At 71.2% G+C, this 26,535-nt stretch carries 26 protein-coding genes; 13 read left to right on the top strand and 13 right to left on the bottom strand.

The window, feature by feature from the left end; genetic code table 11:
* Window positions 1-47 precede the first annotated feature (47 nt).
* The gene (locus KZC50_RS13180; protein ID WP_310891984.1) at window positions 48-584 is read left to right on the top strand and encodes a helix-turn-helix domain-containing protein; all 537 of its coding nucleotides are present in this window, start codon (window positions 48-50) and stop codon (window positions 582-584) included.
* On the top strand, window positions 581-1,090 hold the full coding sequence (locus KZC50_RS13175) for a DUF1990 domain-containing protein (RefSeq protein WP_301135096.1): 510 nt from the start codon (window positions 581-583) through the stop codon (window positions 1,088-1,090). Before KZC50_RS13180 ends, KZC50_RS13175 begins: the two co-directional genes overlap by 4 nt.
* A 10-nt stretch (window positions 1,091-1,100) precedes the next feature.
* Here KZC50_RS13175 and nrdF read toward each other — a convergent pair whose 3' ends face one another.
* The 4 genes from nrdF to nrdH are packed head-to-tail and all read right to left on the bottom strand — an operon-like array spanning window position 1,101 to window position 4,967.
* Entirely contained in the window at window positions 1,101-2,075 is a 975-nt protein-coding gene (gene nrdF, locus KZC50_RS13170; protein ID WP_053548779.1) for a class 1b ribonucleoside-diphosphate reductase subunit beta, read from the bottom strand.
* Between the two features lie 36 nt (window positions 2,076-2,111).
* On the bottom strand, window positions 2,112-4,271 hold the full coding sequence (gene nrdE, locus KZC50_RS13165; protein ID WP_053548780.1) for a class 1b ribonucleoside-diphosphate reductase subunit alpha: 2,160 nt from the start codon (window positions 4,269-4,271) through the stop codon (window positions 2,112-2,114).
* Complete coding sequence (gene nrdI, locus KZC50_RS13160) at window positions 4,253-4,729, bottom strand: class Ib ribonucleoside-diphosphate reductase assembly flavoprotein NrdI (RefSeq protein WP_310891983.1); 477 nt, start codon at window positions 4,727-4,729, stop codon at window positions 4,253-4,255. The genes nrdE and nrdI overlap by 19 nt, the downstream gene beginning before the upstream one ends.
* Before the next feature lie 4 nt (window positions 4,730-4,733).
* Window positions 4,734-4,967, bottom strand: coding sequence for a glutaredoxin-like protein NrdH (gene nrdH / locus KZC50_RS13155; protein ID WP_053548782.1), 234 nt, complete (start codon window positions 4,965-4,967; stop codon window positions 4,734-4,736).
* A 353-nt stretch (window positions 4,968-5,320) separates the two neighbouring features.
* Here nrdH and KZC50_RS13150 point away from each other — a divergent pair, with 353 nt between their 5' ends.
* On the top strand, window positions 5,321-6,526 hold the full coding sequence (locus tag KZC50_RS13150) for an MFS transporter (RefSeq protein WP_292683462.1): 1,206 nt from the start codon (window positions 5,321-5,323) through the stop codon (window positions 6,524-6,526).
* A gap of 17 nt (window positions 6,527-6,543) precedes the next feature.
* Here the strand turns inward: KZC50_RS13150 and KZC50_RS13145 are convergent, their stop codons facing one another.
* Window positions 6,544-6,948, bottom strand: coding sequence for a pilus assembly protein CpaE (locus tag KZC50_RS13145; protein WP_236968944.1), 405 nt, complete (start codon window positions 6,946-6,948; stop codon window positions 6,544-6,546).
* A 54-nt stretch (window positions 6,949-7,002) separates the two neighbouring features.
* On the opposite strand from KZC50_RS13145, the gene KZC50_RS13140 reads away from it, so the two are divergent.
* The 6 genes from KZC50_RS13140 (at window position 7,003) to KZC50_RS13115 (ending at window position 12,104) form a co-directional block, all read left to right on the top strand.
* The gene (locus KZC50_RS13140; RefSeq protein WP_310891982.1) at window positions 7,003-7,767 is read left to right on the top strand and encodes an alpha/beta fold hydrolase; all 765 of its coding nucleotides are present in this window, start codon (window positions 7,003-7,005) and stop codon (window positions 7,765-7,767) included.
* Window positions 7,764-8,960 carry an acyl-CoA dehydrogenase family protein gene (locus tag KZC50_RS13135; RefSeq protein ID WP_292683470.1) on the top strand — a complete coding sequence of 399 codons (1,197 nt, stop codon included), beginning with the start codon at window positions 7,764-7,766 and terminating at the stop codon, window positions 8,958-8,960. The genes KZC50_RS13140 and KZC50_RS13135 overlap by 4 nt, the downstream gene beginning before the upstream one ends.
* 56 nt (window positions 8,961-9,016) lie before the next feature.
* Window positions 9,017-10,225, top strand: coding sequence for a DUF445 domain-containing protein (locus KZC50_RS13130; RefSeq protein WP_310892081.1), 1,209 nt, complete (start codon window positions 9,017-9,019; stop codon window positions 10,223-10,225).
* Between the two features lie 86 nt (window positions 10,226-10,311).
* Window positions 10,312-10,653 carry a gamma-glutamylcyclotransferase family protein gene (locus KZC50_RS13125; protein ID WP_053548808.1) on the top strand — a complete coding sequence of 114 codons (342 nt, stop codon included), beginning with the start codon at window positions 10,312-10,314 and terminating at the stop codon, window positions 10,651-10,653.
* A gap of 33 nt (window positions 10,654-10,686) precedes the next feature.
* A complete protein-coding gene (locus tag KZC50_RS13120; protein ID WP_310891981.1) occupies window positions 10,687-11,622 on the top strand; it encodes an arginase family protein in 936 nt (311 codons plus the stop codon).
* Window positions 11,619-12,104 (top strand): SixA phosphatase family protein, encoded by a 486-nt coding sequence (locus tag KZC50_RS13115; protein ID WP_310891980.1) that lies wholly within the window; start codon window positions 11,619-11,621, stop codon window positions 12,102-12,104. The genes KZC50_RS13120 and KZC50_RS13115 overlap by 4 nt, the downstream gene beginning before the upstream one ends.
* Here the strand turns inward: KZC50_RS13115 and hutI are convergent.
* The 6 genes from hutI to KZC50_RS13085 form a co-directional block, all read right to left on the bottom strand.
* Window positions 12,082-13,320, bottom strand: a complete 1,239-nt coding sequence (hutI, locus tag KZC50_RS13110) for an imidazolonepropionase (protein WP_310891979.1) — start codon at window positions 13,318-13,320, stop codon at window positions 12,082-12,084. The genes KZC50_RS13115 and hutI overlap by 23 nt on opposite strands.
* Entirely contained in the window at window positions 13,317-15,002 is a 1,686-nt protein-coding gene (hutU, locus tag KZC50_RS13105; protein WP_310891978.1) for a urocanate hydratase, read from the bottom strand. Before hutU ends, hutI begins: the two co-directional genes overlap by 4 nt.
* 1 nt (window position 15,003) lies before the next feature.
* Window positions 15,004-16,572 carry a histidine ammonia-lyase gene (gene hutH, locus KZC50_RS13100; protein WP_310891977.1) on the bottom strand — a complete coding sequence of 523 codons (1,569 nt, stop codon included), beginning with the start codon at window positions 16,570-16,572 and terminating at the stop codon, window positions 15,004-15,006.
* A gap of 87 nt (window positions 16,573-16,659) precedes the next feature.
* A complete protein-coding gene (locus KZC50_RS13095; protein WP_310891976.1) occupies window positions 16,660-18,675 on the bottom strand; it encodes an ATP-binding protein in 2,016 nt (671 codons plus the stop codon).
* A complete protein-coding gene (locus KZC50_RS13090) occupies window positions 18,672-19,235 on the bottom strand; it encodes a response regulator (RefSeq protein ID WP_236968954.1) in 564 nt (187 codons plus the stop codon). Before KZC50_RS13090 ends, KZC50_RS13095 begins: the two co-directional genes overlap by 4 nt.
* Before the next feature lie 34 nt (window positions 19,236-19,269).
* Window positions 19,270-19,596 (bottom strand): STAS domain-containing protein, encoded by a 327-nt coding sequence (locus KZC50_RS13085; RefSeq protein ID WP_310891975.1) that lies wholly within the window; start codon window positions 19,594-19,596, stop codon window positions 19,270-19,272.
* A gap of 83 nt (window positions 19,597-19,679) precedes the next feature.
* Here KZC50_RS13085 and KZC50_RS13080 point away from each other — a divergent pair, with 83 nt between their 5' ends.
* A complete protein-coding gene (locus KZC50_RS13080; RefSeq protein ID WP_301135114.1) occupies window positions 19,680-20,489 on the top strand; it encodes an IclR family transcriptional regulator in 810 nt (269 codons plus the stop codon).
* 426 nt (window positions 20,490-20,915) lie between these two features.
* On the top strand, window positions 20,916-22,043 hold the full coding sequence (locus KZC50_RS13075) for a baeRF11 domain-containing protein (protein ID WP_310891974.1): 1,128 nt from the start codon (window positions 20,916-20,918) through the stop codon (window positions 22,041-22,043).
* 10 nt (window positions 22,044-22,053) lie between these two features.
* Here KZC50_RS13075 and KZC50_RS13070 read toward each other — a convergent pair whose 3' ends face one another.
* Together KZC50_RS13070 and KZC50_RS13065 are read right to left on the bottom strand one after the other, a co-directional pair.
* A complete protein-coding gene (locus KZC50_RS13070; protein WP_310891973.1) occupies window positions 22,054-22,530 on the bottom strand; it encodes a YbaK/EbsC family protein in 477 nt (158 codons plus the stop codon).
* Window positions 22,531-22,535: 5 nt separating this feature from the next.
* Window positions 22,536-23,366 carry a methyltransferase domain-containing protein gene (locus KZC50_RS13065; RefSeq protein ID WP_310891972.1) on the bottom strand — a complete coding sequence of 277 codons (831 nt, stop codon included), beginning with the start codon at window positions 23,364-23,366 and terminating at the stop codon, window positions 22,536-22,538.
* Between the two features lie 113 nt (window positions 23,367-23,479).
* Between KZC50_RS13065 and KZC50_RS13060 the strand changes: the two genes are divergently transcribed.
* Together KZC50_RS13060 and KZC50_RS13055 are read left to right on the top strand one after the other, a co-directional pair.
* Complete coding sequence (locus KZC50_RS13060) at window positions 23,480-25,456, top strand: heavy metal translocating P-type ATPase (protein WP_310891971.1); 1,977 nt, start codon at window positions 23,480-23,482, stop codon at window positions 25,454-25,456.
* On the top strand, window positions 25,453-26,526 hold the full coding sequence (locus KZC50_RS13055) for a Glu/Leu/Phe/Val dehydrogenase family protein (RefSeq protein WP_053547989.1): 1,074 nt from the start codon (window positions 25,453-25,455) through the stop codon (window positions 26,524-26,526). The genes KZC50_RS13060 and KZC50_RS13055 overlap by 4 nt, the downstream gene beginning before the upstream one ends.
* Window positions 26,527-26,535 lie beyond the last annotated feature (9 nt).

The raw sequence follows: 26,535 nt of genomic DNA, 5'->3' as shown, positions 1-26,535 counted from the left end.
GTGCGAGCGATTGAGATTTGTCAATCGCTCGCCACTAGGCTGGCCCCGTGACGGACGATGCTGCGGATGATCCGGATGCCGAATCCCTCGCGCGCTCGCGCGCGCTGAGTTCGCCGCTGCGCTTGCGCGTGCTTCGCCTGTGTCGCTTCGAAAGCCGGACGAACAAGGAGCTCGCCGCGCTCCTCGACGTGAATCCCGGCACGATGCTCCACCACGTGCGGACCCTCGCTCAGACCGGTTTCCTCGCCGCGGAGGAGCCGCGGGCGGGCACACGCGGCGCCCGGGAGATCCCCTATCGGGCGACGGGGCTGTCGTGGCGGACGCCGGTTCCCGGCGGGAGCCTGGTGCTCGTCGAGACGTTCCTGCAGCAGATCGAGGGGCTCGATCCGGAGGACATCCAGTTCTCCTGGCTCGGACTGAAGCTCAACGCCGCGCACAAAGCCGAACTCGACCAGCGCGTCTACGAGCTCCTGACGGAGTTCGCGGAACGCGGACCGGATGCCGACGGCGACCCCTACTCCCTCGTCGTCGTGACGCACCCCGACCTGAACCCCTCGTCGCAGCGGGACGAGGACGGGGAATGACCCGCGCCGGCGAACTCGGCGCCGACGCGGCCACGCGCCCCGAGACTGCGCGCTGGCCGGCGGAGCCGCTCCCGGGCTTCCGCCGCGCCGCGGCCGCCGCCCGGATCGGAACCGGCGACGACCTGTGGCGCCGGGCATCGCGGGACGTGCTGCGCTGGGCCGTCAAGACGCGGAGCGGCTTCACGGTCGATGACGACTCCCCCGTCCGGGCCGGGATGCGTCGGACGATCACGGCGCGGGTGCTCGGCATCCGCGTCCACGAACCGGTGCGCGTCGTGGCGGTGGTCGACACGCCGACCCGCGTCGGGTTCGCCTATCGCACCCTCCCCGGCCACCCGGTGCACGGAGAGGAGGCATTCATCGTGCACCGCCGCGGCGACGAGGTCGTCTTCACCGTGCGATCGCTGACCGCGCCCGCACCGAGCGGAGGGTGGAGGTGGGTCTTCCCGCTGCTGCGGGTCGCCCAGGTCGTCGCGAGACGCCGCTACCTCCGCGCCCTCCGCTGAGTGACGGGTTTCAGAAGTCCCAGTCCTCGTCTTCGGTGGCCTCGGCCTTGCCGATGACGTAGGACGAACCCGACCCGCTGAAGAAGTCGTGGTTCTCGTCGGCGTTCGGCGACAGGGCCGAGAGGATCGCCGGGTTCACGTTGGTCGTGGTCGCCGGGAACATCGCCTCGTACCCGAGGTTCATCAGGGCCTTGTTGGCGTTGTAGTGCAGGAACTTCTTGACGTCCTCGGTCAGGCCGATGCCGTCGTAGAGGTCCTGCGCGTACTGCACCTCGTTGTCGTAGAGCTCGTACAGGAGCGAGAACGTGTAGTCCTTGATGTCCTGACGGGTGGCCTCGTCGACTTTCTCGAGACCCTTCTGGAACTTGTACCCGACGTAGTAGCCGTGCACGGCCTCGTCACGGATGATGAGGCGGATGAGGTCGGCGGTGTTGGTGAGCTTCGCCCGCGAGGACCAGTGCATCGGGAGGTAGAAGCCCGAGTAGAACAGGAAGCTCTCCAGCAGGGTCGAGGCGACCTTGCGCTTGAGCGGTGAGTCGCCACGGTAGTACTCCATGACGATCTGCGCCTTCTTCTGCAGATTCGGGTTCTCCACCGACCAGCGGAACGCCTCGTCGATCTCCTTCGTCGAGCACAGGGTCGAGAAGATCGAGGAATAGCTCTTGGCGTGCACCGACTCCATGAAGGCGATGTTGGTGTACACCGCCTCCTCGTGCGGCGTGATCGCGTCGGGGATCAGCGAGACGGCGCCGACGGTGCCCTGGATGGTGTCCAGCAGCGTCAGGCCCGTGAAGACCCGCATCGTCACCAGCTGCTCTTCGGGGGTGAGCGTGTTCCACGACTGGATGTCGTTGGACAGCGGCACCTTCTCGGGCAGCCAGAAGTTGTTCACGAGGCGGTTCCAGACCTCGAGGTCCTTGTCGTCCTCGATGCGGTTCCAGTTGATGGCCTGCACGTGGTTCAGCAGTTGCAGCTTCTCAGCCATGGGGTTCTCTCTCGGTGCTCAGCGGATCTCAGCGGGTCACAGCATGCAGGAGACGCACTCGGTCATGTCGGTGCCCTCCAGCGCCAGCTGCCGCAGGCGGATGTAGTAGATCGTCTTGATGCCCTTGCGCCAGGCGTAGATCTGCGCCTTGTTGATGTCGCGCGTGGTGGCGGTGTCCTTGAAGAACAGCGTCAGCGACAGGCCCTGGTCCACGTGCTGGGTGGCGGCGGCGTACGTGTCGATGACCTTCTCGTAGCCGATCTCGTACGCGTCCTGGTAGTACTCCAGGTTGTCGTTCGTCATGAACGGCGCCGGGTAGTAGACGCGGCCGAGCTTGCCTTCCTTGCGAATCTCGATCTTCGACGCGATCGGGTGGATCGAACTCGTGGAGTTGTTGATGTACGAGATCGACCCGGTCGGGGGCACCGCCTGCAGGTTCTGGTTGTAGATCCCGTGCTTCTGGATCGACGCCTTCAGCTGGATCCAGTCGTCCTGCGTGGGGATGTGCTTGCCGGCGAAGAGCTCTTTGACCTTCTCGGTCTCGGGAACCCACGCGCGCTCGATGTACTTGTCGAAGAACTCGCCGCTGGCGTAGGTGGAGTCCTCGAAGCCGTCGAAGGCGCGCCCGCGCTCGATGGCGAGGTTGTTCGATGCCCGCAGCGCGTGGAACAGCACCGTGTAGAAGTAGATGTTCGTGAAGTCGAGACCCTCGACCGAGCCGTAGTGCACGTGCTCGCGGGCGAGGTAGCCGTGCAGGTTCATCTGACCGAGGCCGATCGCGTGGGAGCGGTCGTTGCCGTCCTCGATCGAGCGGACAGAGGTGATGTGGCTCTGATCGCTCACCGCGGTGAGGGCCCGGATGGCGGTCTCGACCGTCTGACCGAGGTCGTCGGCATCCATCGACAGGGCGATGTTCATCGAGCCGAGGTTGCAGGAGATGTCCTTGCCGATCTCGGCGTAGGAGAGGTCTTCGCTGTACGTCGTCGGCGTGTTCACCTGCAGGATCTCGCTGCAGAGGTTCGACATGTTGATCCGGCCCTTGATGGGGTTGGCCCGGTTCACCGTGTCCTCGAACATGATGTACGGGTAGCCCGACTCGAACTGGATCTCGGCGAGGGTCTGGAAGAACTCGCGCGCATTGATCTTGGTCTTCTTGATGCGAGCGTCGTCGACCATCTCGCGGTACTTCTCCGTGACGGAGATGTCACCGAAGGGCACGCCGTACACGCGCTCGACGTCGTACGGGGAGAACAGGTACATGTCCTCGCCGTTCTTTGCGAGCTCGAAGGTGATGTCGGGCACCACGACGCCGAGCGACAGTGTCTTGATGCGGATCTTCTCGTCCGCGTTCTCGCGCTTGGTGTCGAGGAACCGCATGATGTCGGGGTGGTGGGCACTGAGGTACACCGCGCCGGCACCCTGGCGGGCTCCGAGCTGGTTGGCGTAGCTGAAGCTGTCTTCGAGGAGCTTCATGACCGGGATGATGCCGGAGGACTGGTTCTCGATCTGCTTGATCGGAGCCCCCGACTCGCGGATGTTCGACAGCAGGAGCGCCACGCCGCCGCCGCGCTTGGACAGCTGCAGCGAGGAGTTGATGCCGCGCGAGATCGACTCCATGTTGTCTTCGATGCGCAGGAGGAAGCACGACACCAGCTCGCCGCGCTGGGCTTTGCCGGAGTTGAGGAACGTCGGCGTCGCCGGCTGGAAGCGGCCGGAGATGATCTCCTCCACGAGCGCGGTCGCGAGCTTCTGGTCGCCGTCGGCGAGGCCGAGGGCGGTCATCACGACACGGTCCTCGAACCGCTCGAGGTAGCGCTTGCCGTCGAAGGTCTTCAGCGTGTAGCTGGTGTAGTACTTGAACGCCCCGAGGAAGGTCTCGAAGCGGAACTTCTTCGAGTAGGCGAGGTCGTTGAGCTCCTGGATGAACTCGAACGGGTACTTCTCCAGGACGGATCCCTCGTAGTACTCCTTCTCGACCAGGTAGTCGAGGCGCTCCTTGAGGGAGTGGAAGAAGACCGTGTTCTGGTTCACGTGCTGCAGGAAGTACTCCCGCGCCGCGCGCTTGTCGGCGTCGAACTGGATCTTCCCGTCCGCGTCGTACAGGTTCAGCATCGCGTTGAGGGCGTGGTAATCGAGGCCCTCGAACCGCGCGTCCAACTTGAACGGCGCCTGATCCTTCACTGCTGCTTCCACCATCGTTCCAATCCGTCGCTCACGCGATCCACGTCTTCTGGCGTGCCGAAAACTTCGAGCCGGTACAAGTGCGGCACACGGCACTTGCGGCTGATGACTTCACCGGCGAAGCAGAAATGCTCGCCGAAGTTGGTGTTGCCCGCGGAGATGACCCCGCGGATGAGGCTCCGGTTTCGCTCGTCGTTGAGGAAGCGGATGACCTGCTTGGGAACCGCGCCCTTCTCGACGCCCCTCCCCTGACCGCCCCCGTAGGTGGGGGTGATCAGGATGTACGGCTCGTCGACGACGAGTGGCGGTTCGGTCGCATGCAACGGGATCCGGAGCGAGCGGATGCCGCCGGTGGCGACGACCTTCTCGACGAAGCGGGCGGTGTTGCCCGAGATGCTGGAGAAGAACACCAGCAGAGGTCCCGCGGTCGCCGGGTCGGCAACCGCGGGTCGCTGGGCGATCGCGGTTGCCATGGGATCAGGCCAGACGCGAGGCGAGCTCGTCGATTTTGTCGGGACGGAAGCCCGACCAGTGGTCCTCGTCGGTGATGACGACGGGCGCCTGCATGTAGCCGAGCGCCTTCACCTGCTCGAGCGCCGACGGGTCCTCGGAGAGGTCGAGGATCTCGTAGTCGATGCCCTTCGAGTCCAGCGCGCGGTAGGTGGCCGTGCACTGCACGCACGAAGGCTTGGTGTACACCGTGATCGCCATGTCGATCCATTTCTGTCGTTGTCGTCCGGGTGATTCCGGTCAGTTCTCGGGCTGGCCCCCCGCCGGGAGTCCAATACTACATATGGGTACGGACATCGGATAGCACCACAAGGGGTAGTAGTTACATCCGTGTGATTTTCCACCGTTGTCCCCATGTACAACACAGGTTCTCCACCGTTTCATCCACAGCCGGGCACGCGCTCGGACACGGGGAAAACAGCCGGATGACGCGGGTTTCCTCCGACGCCTCCGAGGTTGTCCACAGATCGGACGCTACGCCGGGCCACCGACATCCGATTCCCTGTGGATGGACGCCCACGGCGTGTCGGGGCGTGTCGCGCTAGCGTGTCCTGGTGGCGGGCTATCGGGATCTCCTGCGCACCCCGGGCGTGGGGCGCATCATGGCGGCACAGCTGACCGCACGCTTCCCCAACGGGATGACGAGCCTGGCGCTCCTGCTGTACATCGAACGCGAGACGGGTTCCTACGGAGCGGCCGGCCTCGTCCTCGCCGCGACCTCGATCGGTCAGGCGATCGCCGGCCCCGTCACCAGCCGCTGGATGGGCATCTGGGGCATGCGGAAGGTCCTGACCCTCACCCTGATCGTGTGCGCCACGGCCATCACGACCATCGCCCTGGTCGAGATGGTCCTCCCCGCCTACATGGCGCTCGGTCTCATCGCGGGCCTGTCGACGCCGCCGGTGCAGCCGGCCGTCCGCACGATCTACCCGAAGATGGTCACCGGCCGACAGCTGACCCCGCTGTTCTCGCTCGACGCGTCGCTGCAGGAGATCATCTGGATCCTCGCGCCCGTCGTCATCACGGTCGTGGCCACCCAGGTCGGCACCGTGCCGGCGCTGCTGCTGATCGTGGCGATCCTGATCCTCGGCGGGGCGTGGTTCATCCTCTCCCCCGAGGTCGGACGCGTGCGGATCCCCCGGAGCCGCCGCAGCATCGGCAAGGTCATGACGAAGCCGCCGATCATCCTCGCGACCGTCGTCGGCTTCCTCCTGATCGGCGCGTGCGCGGCCGTCGAAGCCGGGGTCGTCGCCACATTCGGGCACGACGGGCTGGAGGCGGGCCTGGTGCTGGCCGTCTTCGCCGTCGGCAGCCTCGCCGGCGGTCTCGGGTTCGGGCACATCCCGATCGGGCGCTGGGCGATGGCCCGACGCCTCGGCATCGTCACGGTGGGGCTCGCCCTCACCATGGTGTCGCTGAACGTCTGGTGGCTCGGCGGCACGCTCGTCCTCGCGGGTCTCGGCGTCGCGCCGGCGCTGGCGGTGCTGTTCGCGATGACCTCGGCGAGCGTGAAGTTCAGCGACACCGCGGAGGCCTTCGGGTGGGTGGGCACCGGCCAGCTCATCGGTGCGGCCGCGGGGTCTGCCGTGGCCGGGTTCCTCATCGACGGGGTCGGGCCCACCGGCGCCTACCTCGCGGCGACGATCTTCGCCGCGACGGGGCTCGTCGTCTCGGTCGTGTTCGTCCGCGGCTTCCCGGACCTCCGCGGGCGCGACGCCAGCCCCATGCCCGACACCGCGCCCGTGGCGACGATCACCTGACCGCGCGGACGCCGTGCTCAGCCGATGCGGCGGAGCATCTCGCGCACAGCGAGCGCGTACGCGTCGGCAGGTTCGGGGTGCTCGAACACCAGGCGCTCCTCGCCGACGACGATCTCGACCTCGTGGGTGTCGGCCAGGCGCCGAAGCGACCGGAAGGTCCCCCGGAGCATCTCGCGCAGCTGGTGCTCGTGCGGAAGCCACAGCGCGTCCTCGAGCGCGACCGAATCCAGCGCCCACTCCGTCGTGCCGTTGAAGGCGAGGATGCTGCCGGTCGGGTAGTCCCGCGGCTCCACCGTCATCTCGCTGACCGTGAAGACGTCCGCCTCGAATTCGGGTTCGTCCAGCTGGAAGCGGTCGCCCGAGCGCGGGTGCCACACCAGGCCCGCCTGGCGGAGGTCGATCGCCCGTTCTGTCGAGATCATGCGAACCATCTTCCCGTGGATGCCGGGGGCCGGGGCCGCTCGTAGGCTGATCGCATGGTTTTCCCCGTGCTCCTCCCCCGCCGCTCCTGGGGCGCACCGAGCCTGGCCCGCCGCGCGCTCCTCGTGCACGGCCTCGGCTCGAACGGCGCGCTGATGTGGCGCTACGGCGTCGCCCTCGCCGACGCGGGCTGGCGCGCGGACGCCGTCGATCTGCGGGGTCACGGCACGGCGCCGCGGGCGCTGGACTACACCCTCGACGCCTTCGCGGCCGATCTCGCGCACACGCACCCGGAGGACGGCGGGACGTGGGACCTCGTCGTCGCGCACTCGCTGGGCGGGGCGGCCGCCACCCTCGCCGCCGCCGCCGCCGACGATGCGACGTGGGCCCGGCGCCTGGTCCTCATCGACCCGGCGATCGCGCTGACTCCGCGCGACCGCGGCATCGTCCGCGCGAGCCAGGAGGAGTCCTTCGCCGATCCGTCGCCGGCCGCCGTCCGCGCCGCCCACCCGACCTGGCATCCGCACGACGTCGAGCTGAAGGCCCTGTCCGCGCAGCAGGCGAGCCGGTGGGCGGTCGAGCAGACGAGCGCGCAGAACCCGGAGTGGGACGTGACGGATGCCGCGGTCGCGCTCACCGTCCCCACCCACGTCATCGCGTCCGACCCGAAGGTCTACTCGATCTTCGCCGGCAAGCCCGCCGAAGCCGTGGTCGAGGCGAACCCGCAGATCACGATGACGATCGTCTCGGGCGCCGGCCACTCCCCCCATCGCGACAAGCCCGAGGAGACCGTGCGGGCCCTTCTGGAGGTCCTGTCATGACCGTGTCCCCGTCCCCCGCCGCCGCGCCGTTCGATCCCGCCGCGATCCTCCCCGACGACCTGCTGGAGCGCTTCCGCGCGCGGGCCGCCGCGCACGACCGCGAGAACACCTTTCCCGAGGACGATCTCGCCGAGCTCCGCGAGCGCGGGTACCTGGCGATCCTCGTGCCCGCCGACCTCGGCGGGGCGGGGCTCGACCTCGCCGCGGCATCCGTCCTCCAGCAGCGCCTCGCCACGGCGGCGCCCGCCACCGCGCTCGCGATCAACATGCACCTCATCTGGACGGGGGTGGCGAAGCTCCTCGCCGACCGCGGGATCGACGACCTCCGGTTCGTGCAGACCGGCGCCGCCGCGGGCGAGGTGTTCGCGTTCGGCATCAGCGAGGCCGGCAACGACCTCGTCCTCTTCGGCAGCGACACCGAGGCCGCCCCCACGGGCGACGGCGGCTATGCCTTCACCGGGACGAAGATCTTCACCACCCTCTCCCCCGTGTGGACCCAGCTCGGCCTCCACGGGCTCGACACCACCTCGCCCGACGCGCCACGAATGGTCTTCGCGTTCCTCTCGCGGGACGAGACGGATGCCGGACGGGTGCGCATCCGCGACGACTGGGACACCGTCGGCATGCGCGGCACCCAGTCGCGCACGACGGAGCTGCACGGCGCCCGTGCCGCGGCAGACCGCGTCGTCCGCCGCCTGGAGCCCGGCCCTCAGCCCGACCCGCTGGTCTTCGGGATCTTCGCGGTGTTCGAGCTGCTCATCGCCTCGGTCTACACCGGCATCGCCCGCCGCGCGATCGACGTCGCCGTGGCGACCGCGCACCGCCGAACCTCGAAGAAGACCGGAGCGACCTACAGTCAGGATCCCGACATCCGCTGGCGCGTGGCCGAGATGGGGATCGCGTACGACGCCCTCCCGCCGCAGCTGGCCGCGATCGCGCACGACATCGACGCGCGGACGGACCACGGCGCACGCTGGTTCGCGCTGCTGTCAGGGCTGAAGCACCGCGCCGTCACCACCGCCAAGCAGATCGTCGACGAGGCGATCCTCGTCGCGGGCGGTGCGTCCTACTTCTCGGGCAGCGAACTCGGGCGCCTCTACCGCGACGTCCTCGCCGGGATGTTCCACCCGTCCGACCCCGAGTCCGCCCACGCCACCTCGGCGACGGCGTGGCTCGGACCGGTGGAGAAGTGACCGGCTCCGTCGTGCTCAGCCCAGCCGACGAGGAACGCCGCCGGGGCCTTCGCCGCATGAAGGCGGTGGCGCTCGGGGCGCTGCTGTTCATGGCGGTCGTCTTCGTCATCTCCTTCCCGCTCCAGCAGGACGTCCCCGCCCTCGCCTACGTGCGCGCGGCGGCCGAGGGGGGAATGGTGGGAGCCCTCGCGGACTGGTTCGCCGTGACGGCGCTCTTCCGGCATCCGATGGGGATCCCCATCCCGCACACCGCGATCATCCCGAAGCGGAAGGACGAGATCGGGCGCACGCTCGGCGAGTTCGTCGAGACGGAGTTCCTCCGCGGCGACGTGGTCCGGCAGAAGCTGGAGTCCACGGCCATCGCCTCGCGCCTCGGCGAGTGGCTGGCCGCGCCCGCGAACGCGGAACGCGTCGTCGCCGAAGCCTCCACGATGGCCTCCGGCATCCTCCAGGCCCTCAGCGACGACGAGGTCGGCGACGTCATCGAGTCGCTCGCCCGCGAGCATCTGATCTCACCCGAATGGGGCCCGGGCGTCGGCGCGTGGCTCTCCCGCGTGCTCGACGCCGGCGCCCACCACGGCGCGGTCGACATGGGCGTGGACAACATCGGCACGTGGCTGAACGAGAACCACGCCGCCTTCACCGGTCTCGTCTCGCGGCGCCTCCCCTCGTGGGTGCCGAGCATCGCCCAGCGCCTCGTGGACGACACCGTCTACAACGAGGCGCTGAAGTTCGTCGCGGCCGTCCAGGCCGACCCGCAGCATCCGGCGCGTCTCGCCATCGACGGCTACCTCGCCCGCCTCGCGGACAATCTGCAGCACGACCCCGCCACGATCGGCCGCCTCGAGGACGCGAAGGTCACGGTGTTCGACAGCCCGCGCGTCCGCGAACTCGCCGCGCAGGCGTGGGAGACCGCGAAGACCGGCCTCGTCGCCGCGCTCGCCGACCCGGACAGCGGACTGCGCCGGCGCGCGCTGTCGGCCGTGACCGAGATCGGCACGCGGCTGACGACGGATGCCGCGCTCCAGCGCCGCGTCGACACCTGGGTGACCGACGCCGCGGTCTTCCTCGTCGACCGCTACCGTCACGACATCGCCTCGATCATCACCGACACGGTGGAGAAATGGGACGCGAAGGAGACCACCCGCAAGATCGAGCTGATGGTCGGTCGCGATCTCCAGTACATCCGGCTGAACGGCACGATCATCGGCTTCCTCGCGGGCCTGACCATCTACACGATCGCCCACGCCCTCTTCGGCGGCTGAGACGCGCACCCACGGATGCGCGACGCCGTGTGACGCTGCGGCGACGCACCGCTGACAACGGCCGCGCCGCAGGCTACGGTGACCTCGTGGGCGCCGATCACCTCCTCTTCACGTACGGGACGCTGCAGGATCCGCAGGTGCAGCTCGACGTGTTCGGGCGGCGGCTGAACGGCACCGACGATGTCCTCGGGGGCTTCACCGTCGACTACGTCGAGATCGTCGATCCGCGCGTCGGGGAAGCGACGAGACGCTCCGTGCAGCCGGCCCTGCGCGAAACCGGCCAGCACCTCGACAACGTCACCGGCACCGTCCTCCCCGTCGACGACGACGAGCTGGACGCGTGCGACGAGTATCAGGCGCCGCTCTACCGCCGCGTGGCCGTGGTGCTGCGCAGCGGCCGCCGCGCATGGGCGTACGTGTCCCACTGACGCCCGGGTACCCCGGGGGGCTATCGTGGCGGAATGAGCGCGCTCGCCGTCGATCCGCTGTGGCCCCGGGCCGGCGGCTGGCCGGCGTGGTCCGCGCACGAGGATCGCGAGACGGATGCCGCCACCGCGGTGATCGTCGGCGTGCCGACGTGGCGCACGTCGCTCTCCCCGACGGCCGCGCACACGACGCCCGCCGCGGTGCGCGAGGCCCTCCGGCGCTACAGCCCGACGCTCCTCGGACCGCCGCCCGTCGACCTGCCGTCGGTGCTGCGGATCCTCGACGCCGGCGACGTCGCGGACCCCGACGGCGCGGACGGAGAGGAGCGGGCCGAGGCCCGCGTGCGCGAGATCTCCGGTTCGGCCGACCTCGTCATCGCCCTCGGCGGCGACAACGCCGCGACCGTCCCCGTCGCCCGGGGGGCGCAGGCCACGGGTCTCATCACGATCGACGCCCACTTCGACCTCCGCGACGGGATCTCCAACGGCTCCCCCGTCCGCCGCCTCGTCGAGGGCGGGCTCGACCCCACCCGCGTGGTGCAGGTCGGCATCGCCGACTTCGCCAATTCCGCCGCGTACGCGCGGCGCGCCGCCGATCTCGGCATCACCGTCATCACCCTGGACGAGCTGCGCTCCCGGCCCGAGGCGGACGTCGTCACCGAGGCCCTGTCGATCGCCGGCGGCGGGGATGCGGACTCCGATCCCGGGGGCATCCACCTCGACATCGACGTCGACGTGTGCGATCGCTCGGTGGCGCCGGGGTGCCCGGCCTCCGTCCCCGGGGGGCTCTCCGCCGACGCCCTGCGCCGCCTCGCACGGGCGCTCGCGCGCGACCCGCGTCTCCGCTCCGCCGACATCGTCGAGGTCGATGCGGCATCCGACGCCCCCGATGCACGGACGGTGCGGCTGGCCGCGCTCTGCGTGCTCGACCTGCTCGCCGGCCTCGCCCAGCGACCGAGAGGATCCGCATGACCCCCGCACCCGGCATCCAGCTCGCCCTCGTCCGCCACGCCAAGTCGGACTGGGGCGATCCCGACATCGACGACCACGATCGCCCCCTCAACGAGCGCGGCGAGCGCGACGCCCCGCGCATGGCGCGTCAGCTCGTGGAGACCGGCTTCTGGCCCGAGGCGGTCATCTCCAGCACGGCGCTGCGCGCCCGCACCACGGCCGAGGTGTTCGCCCATGCGCTGGATGCCCCGCTCCGCCTCGAAGAACGCCTCTACGCGGCGTCGGCGACGACGCTGTTGACGGTGGCGGCGGAGAGCGGGCTGCAGCGGGTCACCCTCGTCGCCCACGACCCGGGCCTGACGGTGCTCGCCGCGCGCCTGTCCCGCGATCGCATCGACCGGATGCCGACGTGCGCCGTCGCCGTCTTCACGTGGGCCGAGACGTCCTGGGATGTCGTGGACGCCGTCGACCCGGTGTCGTTCAGCTTCGACGCACCGCGCTGAGCGCGCTCCCGGCGACGCCGCGCCCGCCGCTGAAGACGCCCTCGATGAGCGGGACACCGGGGCGGTAGGCGAGGTACGCGCGCGTCGGCGCACGCAGCACCACGAGGTCGGCTCGGGCTCCCGGCCGCAGCACGCCCACGTCCTCGCGCCGCAGCGCCGCCGCACCCCCCGCGGTCGCCGCCCACACCGCCTCGTCGGGGGTGAGCCCCATCTCGCGGACGGCGAGGGCGATCATCAGCGGCATCGAGCTCGTGAAGCTCGAGCCGGGGTTGCAGTCGCTGGCCAGCGCGATCGTCACGCCGGCATCCCACAGCGCCCGCGCATCCGGGTAGGGCTGCCGCGTCGAGAACTCCACCCCCGGGAGGAGCGTCAGCACGGTGTCGCTCCCGGCGAGCGCGGCGATGTCGACGTCGTCGAGATACGTGCCGTGATCGACGGATGCCGCGCCCCGCGCGACGGCGAGACGCACCCCCTCGCCCGGGCCCAGCTGATTGCCGTGCACGCGGATGCCGAGGCCTCGGGCCGCGCCCGCCGCGAGCACCCGGTCCGCCTGCGCGGGGGTGAAGGCGCCCCGCTCGCAGAAGACGTCGATCCATCGGCAGTGCGACGCGACCGCATCGAGCATCGGACCTGCGACGAGGCCGACGTACGCGTCGGGGTCGTCCTGGAACTCCTCGGGGACGACGTGCGCACCGAGGAACGTGACCTCCTCCGTCACCTCCCGCGCGAGGCGGGCGAGGCGCTCCTCGTCGGCGACCGTCAGCCCGTAGCCGGTCTTGATCTCGAACGTCGTCGTCCCCTGCGCGCGGAGCTCGGCGACGAGCGCCCGGAGCCGGGCACGCAGCTCGGCGTCGGTCGCGCTCCGCGTGGCCGCCACGGTGGAGCGTATACCGCCCGCCGCATACGGCCGACCGGCCATCCGGGCGACGAACTCCGCGCTGCGGTCGCCGCCGAACACGAGGTGGGTGTGGCTGTCGACGAACCCGGGGATGACTGCGGCGCCGTCGACGTCGAGCACGGGTGTCTCGACGGCGGCATCCGGCACCTCCGCCGCGGGTCCGGTCCACGCGACGATGCCCGCGCGGACGAGGACGGCGGCGTCGTGGATCGTTCCGCAGACGTCGTCGGGTGTCGAGACGTTCGTCGTCAGCTCGCCGATCCCGGTGACGAGGAGGTCGGCGACCTCCGGCGCGACGCTCACCACATCGGCACTCACCACATCGGCACCTGCAGGCCGCGTTCGCGGGCGACCTCCGCGGCGCGCGGGTATCCGGCGTCCACGTGGCGCATGACCCCGGTACCGGGATCGTTCACGAGCACGCGGGCGAGCTTCTCCGCCGCCTCCGGGGTACCGTCGGCGACGATGACCTGCCCCGCGTGGATGCTCCGACCGATGCCGACCCCGCCGCCGTGGTGGATCGAGACCCACGACGCACCGGACGCGGTGTTCAGCAGCGCGTTGAGCAGCGGCCAGTCGGCGATGGCGTCGGAGCCGTCGGCCATCGCCTCCGTCTCGCGGTATGGAGAGGCGACCGACCCCGCGTCGAGGTGGTCGCGTCCGATGACGATCGGTGCCGACAGCTCGCCCGAGGCCACCATCTCGTTGAACCTCAGCCCCGCCAGGTGCCGTTCCTGGTAGCCGAGCCAGCAGATCCGCGCGGGAAGGCCCTCGAAGTGCACGGTGTCGCCCGCCTTCTCCAACCAGCGCACGAGGGCGGCGTTCTCGGGGAACAGCGCCTTCACGGCCTCATCGGTCTTGCGGATGTCGTCGGGATCACCCGAGAGCGCCACCCAGCGGAACGGACCCCGCCCCTCGGCGAACTGCGGTCGGATGTAGGCCGGCACGAATCCGGGGAAGGCGAACGCGCGGTCGAACCCGCCGAGTTCGGCCTCCGCGCGGATCGAGTTGCCGTAGTCGAACACGGCGGCCCCGGCATCCTGGAACCCGACCATCGCCGCCACCTGCGCCGCCATCGACCGGCGGGAACGAGCGGTGAAGTCCGCCGGATCGGCCTCGGCCCGCGCGCGCCACTCGTCCACGGAGACGCCGACCGGAAGGTAGGCCAGCGGATCGTGCGCGCTCGTCTGGTCGGTGACGATGTCGATCGGGACGCCGCGGGCGAGAAGGGCCGGGAACACCTCGGCGGCGTTGCCCACCACCCCCACCGAGAGTGCTTCACCGGCGTCCTTCGCCGCGATCACCCGGGCGACGGCGGCATCGAGATCGGTGGTGTGCACGTCGAGGTAGCCGTGGGCGACCCGGCGCTCCAGGCGGGATTCGTCGACGTCGACGATGAGCACCGCACCGCCGTTGAGCGTCACCGCGAGCGGCTGCGCACCGCCCATACCGCCGCATCCGCCGGTGAGGGTGAGGGTGCCCGAGAGGTCGTCGCGTCCGAGGCTGCGCGCCACGGCGGCGAAGGTCTCGTAGGTTCCCTGGAGGATGCCCTGGGTGCCGATGTAGATCCAGGAGCCGGCGGTCATCTGCCCGTACATCGTCAGCCCCAGCTGCTCGAGCCGGCGGAACTCCGGCCACGTCGCCCAATCGCCCACGAGGTTCGAGTTCGCGATCAGCACGCGCGGCGCCCACGTGTGGGTGCGGAAGACCCCGACCGGCTTCCCGGACTGCACGAGGAGCGTCTCGTCGGGCTCGAGCTCGTCGAGCGTGCGGACGATCGCGTCGTACGCCGCCCACGAGCGTGCGGCGCGTCCGGTGCCGCCGTAGACGACGAGGTCTTCGGGGTGCTCGGCGACCTCGGGATCGAGGTTGTTCATGAGCATGCGCTTGGCGGCCTCGGCCCCCCAGCTCTTCGCGGTGCGCGCGGGGCCGCGCGGGGCGCGGATCGCGCGGGCGGCCGGCTCGGGGGCGGCGGTCGTGGTGTCGGATGCGGTGGTCATCTCACTCCTTCGTGGATTCGGGGATGCCGGCGCGGGCGACCGCCCCGGAGCTGACGAGCGCGGCCACCCGCTCGAGGTCGGGCGAGAGGAAGCGGTCCGTGCCGGGGCCGTCGATGCCGGCATCCCGCAGCAGAGCGCGGACCCGGGCGGTGCGCGGCGCCGGAGCGAGCGGGGCGCGGAGGTCCAGGGCGCGGGCCGCGGTGAGCACCTCGATGCCGAGCACCCGGGCGAGCCCGTCGACGCCGCGGCGGAGCTTCCGACCCGCCGCCCATCCCATCGACACGTGATCCTCCTGCATCGCCGAGGACGGGATGGAGTCCACGGATGCCGGGACCGCGAGGCGCTTGAGCTCGGAGACGATCCCGGCGGCGGCGTACTGCGCGATCATCAGGCCCGAGTCCACCCCGACCTCGTGGGCGAGGAAGGGCGGGAGTCCGTGACTGCGGGCAGGATCCAGCGCACGGTCGGTCCGCCGCTCCGAGATCGAGGCGAGGTCAGCGACGGCGATCGCGAGGAAGTCCAGAACGTAGGCCACGGGGGCGCCGTGGAAGTTGCCGTTGGAGCGCACCTGTCCGTCGGCGGTGAGCACCGGGTTGTCCACGGCGGACAGGAGTTCCCGGTCGGCGACGCGCCGTGCGTGGTCGACGGTGTCGCGCGCGGCGCCGTGCACCTGCGGAGAGCAGCGGAGCGAGTACGCGTCCTGCACCCGGGTGCACGCGGCGGGATCGCGGTGCGAGCGGACGATCTCGGAGTCGGCGAGGAGGGCGCGGAGGTTCGCGGCCGACCGCGCCTGACCGTCCTGAGGGCGCAGCGCCATGAGGTCGGCGGCGAACACCGCGTCGGTGCCGAGCTGGCTCTCCACCGACATCGCCGCCGCGACATCGGCGGTCTCCAGCAGCGTCTCCAGGTCGGCGAGAGCGAGGAGGAGCATCCCGAGCATGCCGTCGGTGCCGTTGATGAGGGCGAGGCCCTCCTTCTCCGCCAGGATCAGCGGACGGATGCCGGCCTCGGCGAGCGCGGCCGCGGCATCCGTCATCACACCGTCGGCGTCGCGCACCTCTCCCTCCCCCGTCGCGGCGAGCGCGACGTGCGACAGCGGAGCGAGGTCGCCCGAGCAGCCGAGCGAGCCGTACTCGCGGACGACCGGGGTGATGCCGGCGTTGAGCATCGCGGCGTAGGTCTCCGCGACGACCGGACGCACACCCGTGCGACCGGTGGCGAGGGTCTGCAGGCGCAGGAGCTGCAGCGCGCGGACGACCTCGCGCTCGACCTCCGCTCCGGTGCCCGCCGCGTGGGAACGGATGAGGCTCGCCTGCAGCGCGACCCGGCGCTCGGCGGGGATGAAGGTCGTCGCGAGCGCACCGAATCCCGTCGAGATGCCGTAGTGCGGGCGGGTGTCCTCGGCGAGGGCGTCGATCACCGCGCGCGAGGCGGCCATGCGCGACCGGGCAGCCGCGCTCACGACCACCGGAGCACCGTGACGCGCGACGGCGACGACGTCCGCGGGCCGCAGCGTGGCGTCGCCGATCTCGACGGTGCGCGCGGACGGTGAGGTGACGGCGGTGCTCATGGGTCGATCTCACCGCAGCGCCGCCGCCGAGCGAAGGCCTGCACGGCATCCTGTGTCTGAGATCACAGACTCCGCCGCGCGGGCGGGTCAGCGAGGGAGGACGATCTCGAACGCGGACCCGCGCCCCACCTCGCTGGTGACGGTGAGCGTGCCGCCCATCGTCTCGATGAGGCGCCGGCTGAGGGTCAGGCCCAGACCTGTGCCCTCGAACGGACGGGAGAGGGACGAGTCCCCCTGCTCGAAGGGCTCGAAGATGCGCTCGAGATCGTCGGCGGCGATCCCGACGCCGGTGTCCCACACGGTGACCCGCACCTCATCGTCCGCATGGCGGGCGCGCACGCCGATCGTGCCGCCGGCGGGGGTGAACTTGACGGCGTTGGCGAGCAGATTGATCAGCGCCGCACGGAACCGCACCGCGTCGACCCGGATGCGCGGCAGCTCCGCCGGGACGTCGACGACCACCGAGAGCCCCCGGCGGACCGCGAGATCATCGACGACACCCCGCGCCTCGGCGACGATCGGGGCCACGTCGCACGCGGACAGCACAGGGTCCCCCCGCCCCGACTCCTCCTTCGCGAAGTCGAGGATCGTGGTGATCACCTCGAGCAGGTGGCGTCCGCTGTCGCCGATCTGGGTCACGAACGCCCGCTGGCGATCGGTCAGAGGGCCGTAGATCTCGCGGTCGAGGACGGAGCTGAGTCCGATGACCGCGGTGAGGGGCGACCGGAGCTCGTGGCTGACGCCCGCGAGCAGCTCGTCCTTCGCCCGTGCGGCGTTCTCCGCGGTGTCGCGCGCGTCGCGGAGCGCCGACTCGATCTCCTTGTGCGCGGCGATGTCGCGCACGATGACGGTCGTGACGTCGTCGTCGTCGTAGTGCCCCCGGACGAAGGTGCCCTCCACCGGGCGGACGACGCCGTCGAGTCCGCGCAGCTGCATCTCCATGCTCGTCCCGGTGTCGACCGCGTGCGCGGCGCGCCGCACGTACGACCGGGCGTGGCCCGGCGGCAGGAACGCCCAGACTCGGGCGCCGATGAGATTCGCTCGGCGAGCCCCGACGAGTTCCCGGGACGCGCGGTTGGCCAGCACGATCCGGCCGTCGGCGCGGAAGGTGACGATGGCGTCCGCGGCCTCTTCCACGATCAGGCGGTGCAGTTCCTTGTGATGCGCCTGGCGCCGTTCGGCTTCCATCCGTTCGCGGTCGACCGTCGCAGCTTCCATCAGGCTGCCGACCGTCGCGGCGAGCGGCGCGAGGAAGTGCACCAGCTCCTCGTCGAATCCGCCGTCGCGGTTGGCCAGCGCGACCACCCCCGCCACGGCGTCTCCGCGACGGATCGGCACCCCGAGGAACGAATCCAAGGGCGGATGCCCGTCGGGGCGCCCCGCCGCGCGCGGGTCGGTGAGCGGTGCGTTGGAGATCACGGGAACGCCGTCTGTGACGACGCGGCCGAAGAGCGTGTCGAGATTGTGGAACTCCATGCCACGCGGACCGCATCGCGCGTACAGCTCGCGGGTGGTGTCGTTCCAGGAGATGTCGGTCATCGCCCAGGTCCGCAGGAACGGACCGTCGGCGTCGTGGAGGACCTGGGCGATGAACCCGTACGCACTGCCGGTGACGCGCAGGAGGTCTTCGAGCAGCCCGTCGAACAGTTCGCCGGCGTCGACGCCCGCCATGTACTGCCCCTGCATGCGGGTCAGGGTGTCCAGCAGCTCGTTCGAGCGCCGCAGCTGGGAGTCCACGGCGTGGAGTGTCGTGACGTCCTCCATCACCCCCTCGAAGTACGCGATGTCGCCGTCCTCTCCGCGCACCGAGTGGGAACTGATCCGGACCCAGCGCAGTCCTCCGTCGAAACGTCGGATCTGCAGGTCTTCCACGGGGATGGGCTCTCCGGCCTGAGCGCGTCGGATCAGCCACTCGCGACGCGCGGGATCGGCGTAGATCTCGCGCGCGTGGATCGCGGCGAGGTCGCCGAACGTCTCGGCGCCGAGGAGACGCACCAGTGCGTCGTTGCCGGCGACGAAGCGGCCGTCGATCGTCGTGCGGTACACCGCCAGCGGAAGGCGCAGGACGATGTCGCCGAGGATCTCGGACCGCTGTCCGCTCATCGGCGGGACGGTTCCATCGTGTTCCGTATCACCTCGGCCAACGTATCCAATTCCACGGGCTTGGAGATCACCGCGTTGCCGAGCGCCGCGGCCCGGGCGAGGATGTCAGGACTTTGCGATGCCGTGACGAAGACCACGCGCAGATCGGCGAGATCGGGGATGGCGGGCAGCCGTCGGGCGACGTCCAGCCCGTCGATCCCCGGCATCATGATGTCGAGGAAGAGCAGCCGCGGCTTCACCGCGCCGCAGGTCACCAGACCCTCCCAGCCGTTCACCGCCGAATGCACCGAGACGGCACCGCCGAACTCGGTGGCGGCGGCTTCGACGAGAGCAGCTGTGACGGGATCGTCGTCGATCACCATGACGGCGAATTCGTGCACGATGTCCAGTTCCGCCGCGAGGGCCTCCAGCGCCGATCGATGCTTCGCGCTCGGTTCGCTCCGACCCCGCTCCCACGCGTTGATCGTGGGGAACGACACCGCCAGGCGGCGGGCGAGGCCCTCTTGGGTGTCGCCGGTGGCGCGCCGGATGCGGGCGACGAGGTCCGCGCTGGCGATCATGCTCTCGGCCCGCCAGGAGTCATGACGCCCCCGCTCACGCGCGCATCCGCTGCGGCGAACGGGAGACGCGGAAGTCGCCCTCGTGGCGCGTCTGCGCGAGGACGGTCCGCACGGCGTCGGAGACCTCGACGATCGTCATCGTCCCGGAGTGGGCGAGCGCCGCCTCGCGGGTGCGGACGAGCACCTTCACGGCCGCGGCGTCCATCGACTCGACCTCGGACAGATCGACGTAGACATGAGGGCGCGTGTCGTCGACGAGGGCGACCACACTCCGTTCGAACTCGTCGACACGGTGCGCGTCGAAGCGCCCGCTGACGGTCACGGCGATGAGCTCCGGCTCCCGGCTGACGGTGAGATGCATGACGACTCCTTCCCCCGGTACTTTATACGCCTTTATACGCTTTACCACGCGCGAGGGTGTGCCCTCTGGCAAGCTGTGACGCGATGAGCATCCCCGACCGGCGGGATCGCACGCCGGACAAGCCGCAGGTTCCCGCCGCCGATCAGACACTGCGGATCCTGTCGCTCCTCGCGCGTCAGCGGGGCCCGATCGCCGCGCAGACCATCACCGCGCACCTCGGCATCCCCCGCTCGAGCGTCTATCACCTGCTGAGGGTGCTGGAGGCTCACGGCTTCGTCGTGCACCTCGCGGACGAACGCCGCTGGGGGCTCGGGACCGCCGCCTTCGAACTCGCCGGTGGGTTCGCGCGGCAGGAGCCCCTCGCCCATCTCGGTCGCCCACTGGTCGCAGCCCTCGCCGACCGGACGGGCGAGAGCGCGCACCTCGCCGTCATGACCGGGCGCGACGTGCTCTACCTCGTCGAGGAGCGGGCGCCGCGCCGGCCCGCGCTCGTGACCGACGTCGGCGTCCGTCTTCCCGCGCACCTCACCGCGAGCGGTCGCGCGATGCTCGCGGCCCTTCCGCGCGAGCAGGTGCGGGCGCTCTTCCCGGATGCGGCCTCGTTCGCCGACCGCACCGGTCGCGGCCCGTCGCGACCCACCGAGCTGCGCGAGGTGCTGCGCGAGGTGCGGGCCCGCGGGTTCGCGACCGAGGACGGAGAGGTCACGCTCGGGCTCCGGTCGGTGGGCGTCGCCGTGCTCGACCACACCGGATGGCCGGCGGCCGCGGTCGCCGTGACGTGGCCGGAGGAGCTGCCGCGAGACCCGGAGCACCTCGCCGCCGAAGCCGGCCACGCCGCGCGCGAGCTCTCCCGATGCCTCTACGGCACGCCCTCATCCGGGGGCCCCGTCTAGCCCTGAGCCCCGTCTTTCCCGTCAAACCCCGGGGCGATTTCGACATGTCATCCCCCGCCGGGCCCCAGGCAGCCGGAATCTCCCCGTCGTTTCACGCGCTGACCGCTCAGCCCGCGGGCGCGCGCACCACTACCCCGCCGCCTGCCGGCCCCGGGCGTGGTCGGCCGCCGCCGCCGTCACCGCGATCGAGGTGCTCCGCGCGACGGCATGACCCCTGGCGCGCGAAGAACGCGGGAGATCCCGGCACATCGCCCCCTGCCGAGCCCCTGATGCTCCGGAATCTCCCGCGTTCTCGACGCGTCGACCCCGCTCCGGCGTGCTGCTCCCCGCCACACCGCCGACCGTCGGCACCGCGCGCGGATAGACGATCCGGCGGCGGTCGGCAACCCCCTGCAGAGCCCCCGGCGACCGGCCTACCGTGGGGGCATGCTCACCGCCGACATCCCGACCCCTGCCGACCTCCTCGAGCTGATCGACCACCGTCACCCCGTGAGTGTGACGCTGACGATCGCGTCCTCTCCCCTGCCGAGCGACCACGAACGCGTCGCCCTGGGCCTGCGGAACGCGATCGACGAGGCCGAACGCCAGATCGCGACGCTGGAGCTGTCCCGCTCCGAGGCGATCGAAGCCGCACGGGTCGTCGAGGAGCTCCGCGGCCTGCTGGATGACCCGGAGTTCTGGGAGCAGCAGTCCCGCTCGCTCGTCGTGCTCGCCGCGCCCGGGCGCGTGCAGGCCCACCGACTCGCGAACACCGTCACCGACCACGTCGCCGTCGGCGATCGCTTCGACACGGGCGCACTCCTGCGCTCGGTCGCGTTCCCGAACCGCGCCTTCGTCGTCCTGCTGTCGCAGGGCTCGGCGCGCCTCGTCGAGATCGGCCCGGATCACCGGCCGCGGGAGCACGCCCTCGACCTCCCCGACGACCACGCGATGATGCTCGAGAAGACGGCCACCGACGGACAGGCCGACATCCCCCGCGCCGACGGCGCGACCGGCGACCGCATCGAACGCGAGCGCTATGCCCGTGCCGTCGAAGTGCTCGTGCGCCCGATTGTGCCCGACGAGGTTCCCGTGATCCTCGCGGCGGCGACCGACCTCGTCCCCGCCTATCGCGCGGTGAACACCCATCCCCTGCTTCTCGAGGACGGCATCTCGGCCCACCCCGAATCGCTCGACGACGAGACACTGTCGGCGGCCGTCCGGGAGATCCTCGACGCCCAGCACGCGCAAGAGCTCGCCGAATGGCGGGAGCATCTCGGCACGCAGCAGGCCGAGGGCCTCGGCTCCTCCGACCTCGCCGAGGTCGCTCGCGCGGCGACGGCGGCGGCGGTCGCCGAGCTGCTGTTCGACATGGACGACACCGCCGAAGGCCACATCGACGAGTTCGGCACGATCACGCCGGCACCGGATGCCGGAGCGGCGACCTACGCGCTCGCTGACGAGATCGCGGCCCGGGTGCTCCGCACCGGTGGGCGCGTCCGCGCCGTGCGCCGCGAGGACCTCGTGGGCGACGCGCCGGTGGCGGCGACGTTCCGTTTCCCCCTCGGCACCTGAGCCGCGCGGGTCAGTCGACCTGGACGACCGTTCCTTCGGTGAGGGCGACGAGCTGGTCGAAGGTGAGCGGGAACACCGTGTGCGGCGTACCGCCCGCGGCCCAGATCTCGTCGTAGTCCGCCAGGTCGCGGTCGACGAGCGTCTCCAGCGGCGCGGGGTGCCCGGTGGGGGCGACTCCGCCGATCGCTTGACCGGTCGCGGCGCGGACATCGTCGGCGCTCGCGCGGGTGATCCGCGTCCGTCCGATCCGCTCCGCCAGGGCTGCGGTGTCCACGCGGTGCGCGCCGCTCGTCATGACGAGGAGCGGTTCGCCGTCGGCGAGGAACACCAGGCTGTTGGCGATCGCGCCGACCTCGATCCCGAGGGCGGCGGCGGCGAGGGCGGCGGTGGAGGCGGCATCCGGGAGCACGACGATCTTCCCGGGGATGCCGGCTTCGGCGAGGCGGTCGGCGACGATCCGGCTGCGCGGGTGGAGGTTGTCGGTCACGGTGTTCAGCCTACGATTCCGACCGACCCGGCGCCGCGGGCGAGGAGCGTCCCGTGGGGCATGAGGAGCCATCCGTCCGGGTGCGTGCTCCACTCGTGCCACCCGTCGGCGATCCGCTGGAGCGCCGCGTCGTCGGCGGCTCCGAGCCGGCGCGCGTGGTCGGCGAAATCGGAGTGCACGGCCCGCTCGGCCCATGCGCCGCCCCACCACGCGCGGTCCCCGGGCGACTCGAAGAGCCACAGCTCGGCCGAGGAGCGGATGTCGGTGAACCCGGCCTCGCGCGCCCAGGCCTTCAGGCGCCGCCCGGCATCCGGGGCCCCGCTGACGGCGCGGTGCACGGCGAGGTACACGGTGAACCATTCGTCGAGCGCGGGAAGCCGCGGGAACCACGACGTCCCCTCGTAGTCGACGTCGCGCGCGGCGACGAGACCGTCGGGTCCCGCCACGCGTCCGAACTCGCGGAGCGCCTCGACCGGGCGCGACAGGTGCTGGAGGACCTGGTGCGCGTGGACGACGTCGACGCTCCCGTCCGGGGCGTCGATGTCGTAGGCGTTGCCGACCGCGAAGGTGAGGTTCGACAGCCCACGGGCGGTGGCGAGCTGCTCGGCGCGCGCGACGACCTCGGCGGAGACGTCGAGGCCGCGAACGGCGCCGGGTGCGACGATCTCGGCGAGGTCGGCGGTGATCGTCCCGGGTCCGGAGCCGATGTCCAGCAGCGACATTCCGGGACGGAGCTCGGGCAGGAGGTACGCGGCGGAGTTCTCTGCGGTCCGCCATTCATGCACGCGCAGCACGCTGCCGTGATGCCCGTGGGTGTAGGGGTCGACGACGCTCATGGAGAAAACCGTAACCTCCCGCGCCGCCGCCGCCGCACCGTGTGACGACGGAGCAGCAGAGCGCGGGCCCAACGACCCTGGCACCCGCCCACGCGCCGGCGGAGACTGGCCCCGTGCCCCGGTTCCTGCGTCCCCTCACCCGGTATCCGATCATCACCGCGACCGTCGTCGTCGGCATCCTCGCGCTCGTCCTCGCCCTGGCGGATCTGACGGATGCCGCACGGTGGGTGAGCGTCCTCTCCGTGTCGGGGTTCATCGTGTTCACGCTGGTCGGGATGATCCGTGACGTCCTCCGCGGGCACGTGGGTCTGGACATCCTCGCGGTCGTGGCGATGGTGGCCACCCTCGCCGTCGGCGAGTACGCCGCCTCCCTCATCATCGTGCTGATGCTCTCGGGCGGCCAGGCGCTGGAGGACATCGCCGGCCGCCGCGCGAACCGCGAGCTCACGGCGCTCCTCGAGCGCGCGCCCCGCACCGCGCACCGGGTCCGCACCGGACCGGACGGCACGGATGCCGTGGCCGACGTCCCCGCCGACGAGGTCGCGGTCGGTGATGTGCTGCTGATCCGTCCGGCCGAGATCGTCCCCGTCGACGGAGTCCTCCTCTCCCCCGCCGCGAACATGGACGAATCCTCGCTCACGGGTGAGAGCATGCCGGTGCCGCGTACCGCGGGCGAGGAAGTGCTGTCGGGTTCGGTCAACGGCTCGGCGGCGATCCGCGTGCGGGCCCTGCGGCGTAGCGCCGACAGCCAGTACCAGCAGATCGTCGCGCTCGTGCGGGAGGCACAGGAGTCGAGGGCGCCGGTCGTGCGCCTCGCCGACCGGTTCGCGATCCCCTTCACCGCGGTGTCGCTGGTGATCGCCGGTGCTGCGTGGGGCATTTCCGGCGACCCGACGCGGTTCGCCGAGGTGCTCGTGCTCGCCACGCCCTGTCCGCTCCTGATCGCCGCCCCCGTGGCGTTCCTCGGCGGGCTTTCCCGCGCGGCCCGGGCGGGCGTGATCATCAAGGGCGGCGCGGTGATCGAGCAGCTCGCGCGGGTGCGCACCGCCGCGTTCGACAAGACCGGGACGCTCACGCGGGGTCACCCGACCGTGGTGGAGGTGCGCGCCGCCGACGGGTGGACCCCCGACGACGTCCTGCGTCTCGCCGCCTCGGCAGAGCAGTACTCCACGCACGTCCTGGCGGACGGCATCCGTCGCGCGGCCGAGGAGCGCGGGCTGCCCCTCTCGGCGGCGACGGCGGCCGAGGAGACGGCCACCAACGGCGTGCGCGCCGCGATCGAGGGCCGCAGCGTGGTCGTCGGCAAGCCCCGGTACGTCCGTTCGCTGGCCCCCGACACCCGGACCGTCGAGATCGCGAGCGGACAGGCCGCCGCCTACGTCGCCGTCGACGGCGTGTTCGCCGGGGCGTTGATCCTCGCCGACGACCCCCGCGCCGAATCGGCGGGCGTGATCGCGTGGCTCCGCGCGCACGGCGTGGAGCGCGCCGTCATGCTGACCGGGGATGCCGAACCCACCGCCCGGGCGATCGCCGCCGCCGTGGGCATAGACGAGGTGCGCGCCGAGCTCCTCCCCGCCGACAAGGTGCAGCTGGCCGCCGGGCTCCAGCCTCGCCGGGTCCTCATGGTCGGTGACGGCGTGAACGACGCCCCGGTGCTCGCCGCAGCGGACGTGGGCATCGCGATGGGCGCGAAAGGCGCGACGGCGGCGGGCGAGGCGGCATCGGTGGTGATCCTGAAGGATTCGCTCGCCGGCGTGGTGGACGCCGTGGCGATCGGTCGCGACACCCTGCGGGTCGCACTCTCCGCGATCGGCATCGGGATCGCCCTCAGCATCGGGCTCATGCTCGTCGCCACGACCGGAATCATCCCGGCCGTCGCCGGAGCCCTCGTGCAGGAGCTCGTCGACCTCGCCACGATCCTCTACGCCCTCCGCGCGCTCACGGGTCGGGATCCGCAGCAGGACCTCTCGACGACGCCGCACCCCCGTGACGGTGCTGCCCTCGTCGGGCACAATGGAGAGCGGATGCCGCACAGCCGCAGCATCCGCAGCGCAGCGCCCACAAGGCCGGCCGAAAGAGGAACGCGATGACGCACACCCTGCCCCTTCCCGACTTCACCCACGAACGCGTGGAGGTGATCACGGGGCGGCGGAGCGGTCTTTTCCTCGCGGTCGCCCTGCACTCCTCCGTGCTCGGTTCCGCCCTCGGCGGCGCACGCCTGTGGACGTACCCGCACTGGAGCGACGCCCTCGGCGACGCGCTGCGACTGTCGGCGGCGATGACGCTGAAGAACGCCGCGGCGGGCCTCGACGCCGGCGGCGGCAAGTCCGTCATCGCGCTGCCGGAGGGCGCTGTCCTGGATGCCGATCGTCGACGTGCGGCGTTCCTCGACCTGGGCGACGCCGTCGAGTCGCTGCACGGTCTGTACCGGACGGCGGAGGACGTCGGTTCGACGACCGAGGACATGCTCGTCGTCAGCGAGCGGACCGACCATGTCGTGGGCCTTCCCGATGCCGTGGGCGGGTCCGGAGAACCGGCGGGGCCCACGAGCCTCGGTGTCTACGAGTCGCTGCGGGCGACGCTGGAGCGGGTCACCGGATCCGACGACGTCGCGGGTCGGCGCATCACGATCTCGGGGCTCGGCCAGGTGGGCTCGCGCCTCGCCGTGCGCCTCGCCGCCGAGGGCGCGGTCCTCACGGTCACCGACGTCAACCCGGCCAAGCAGCACCTCGCGGCCGAGCTCGGCGCACGCTGGTGCCCGCCCGGCGAGGAGCACCTGGCCGCCGCCGATGTCTTCGTCCCCGCCGGGATCGGCGGGGTGCTCACCGACGAGGTCATCGACGCCCTCGATGCCCGCGCGGTGTGCGGGCCGGCCAACAACCCGCTCGCGGCGCGGACGGGGGCCGAGCGGCTCGCGGGGCGCGGCGTCCTGTACGCCCCGGATTTCGTCGTCAACGCCGGCGGCGTCATCTACCTCGACCTGGAGGCGAAGAAGCTCGGCACCCGGCCCGCGATCATGGAGCGGGTGAGCGCCATCGGCGACACGCTCCGGCGCATCTACGACGAGGCCGAGACGCGCGGGGTCACCCCGCTCGCCGCGGCCGAGGGGCTCGCCGCCGAGCGTCTCGCCGGCGGACGAGCGCCCGCCCTGGCGGGCTGAGACGCGCAC

This window comes from Microbacterium aurantiacum (assembly GCF_031625015.1).
Lineage (GTDB): Bacteria > Actinomycetota > Actinomycetes > Actinomycetales > Microbacteriaceae > Microbacterium > Microbacterium aurantiacum.
This window is presented reverse-complemented; position numbering and strand designations above follow the sequence as displayed.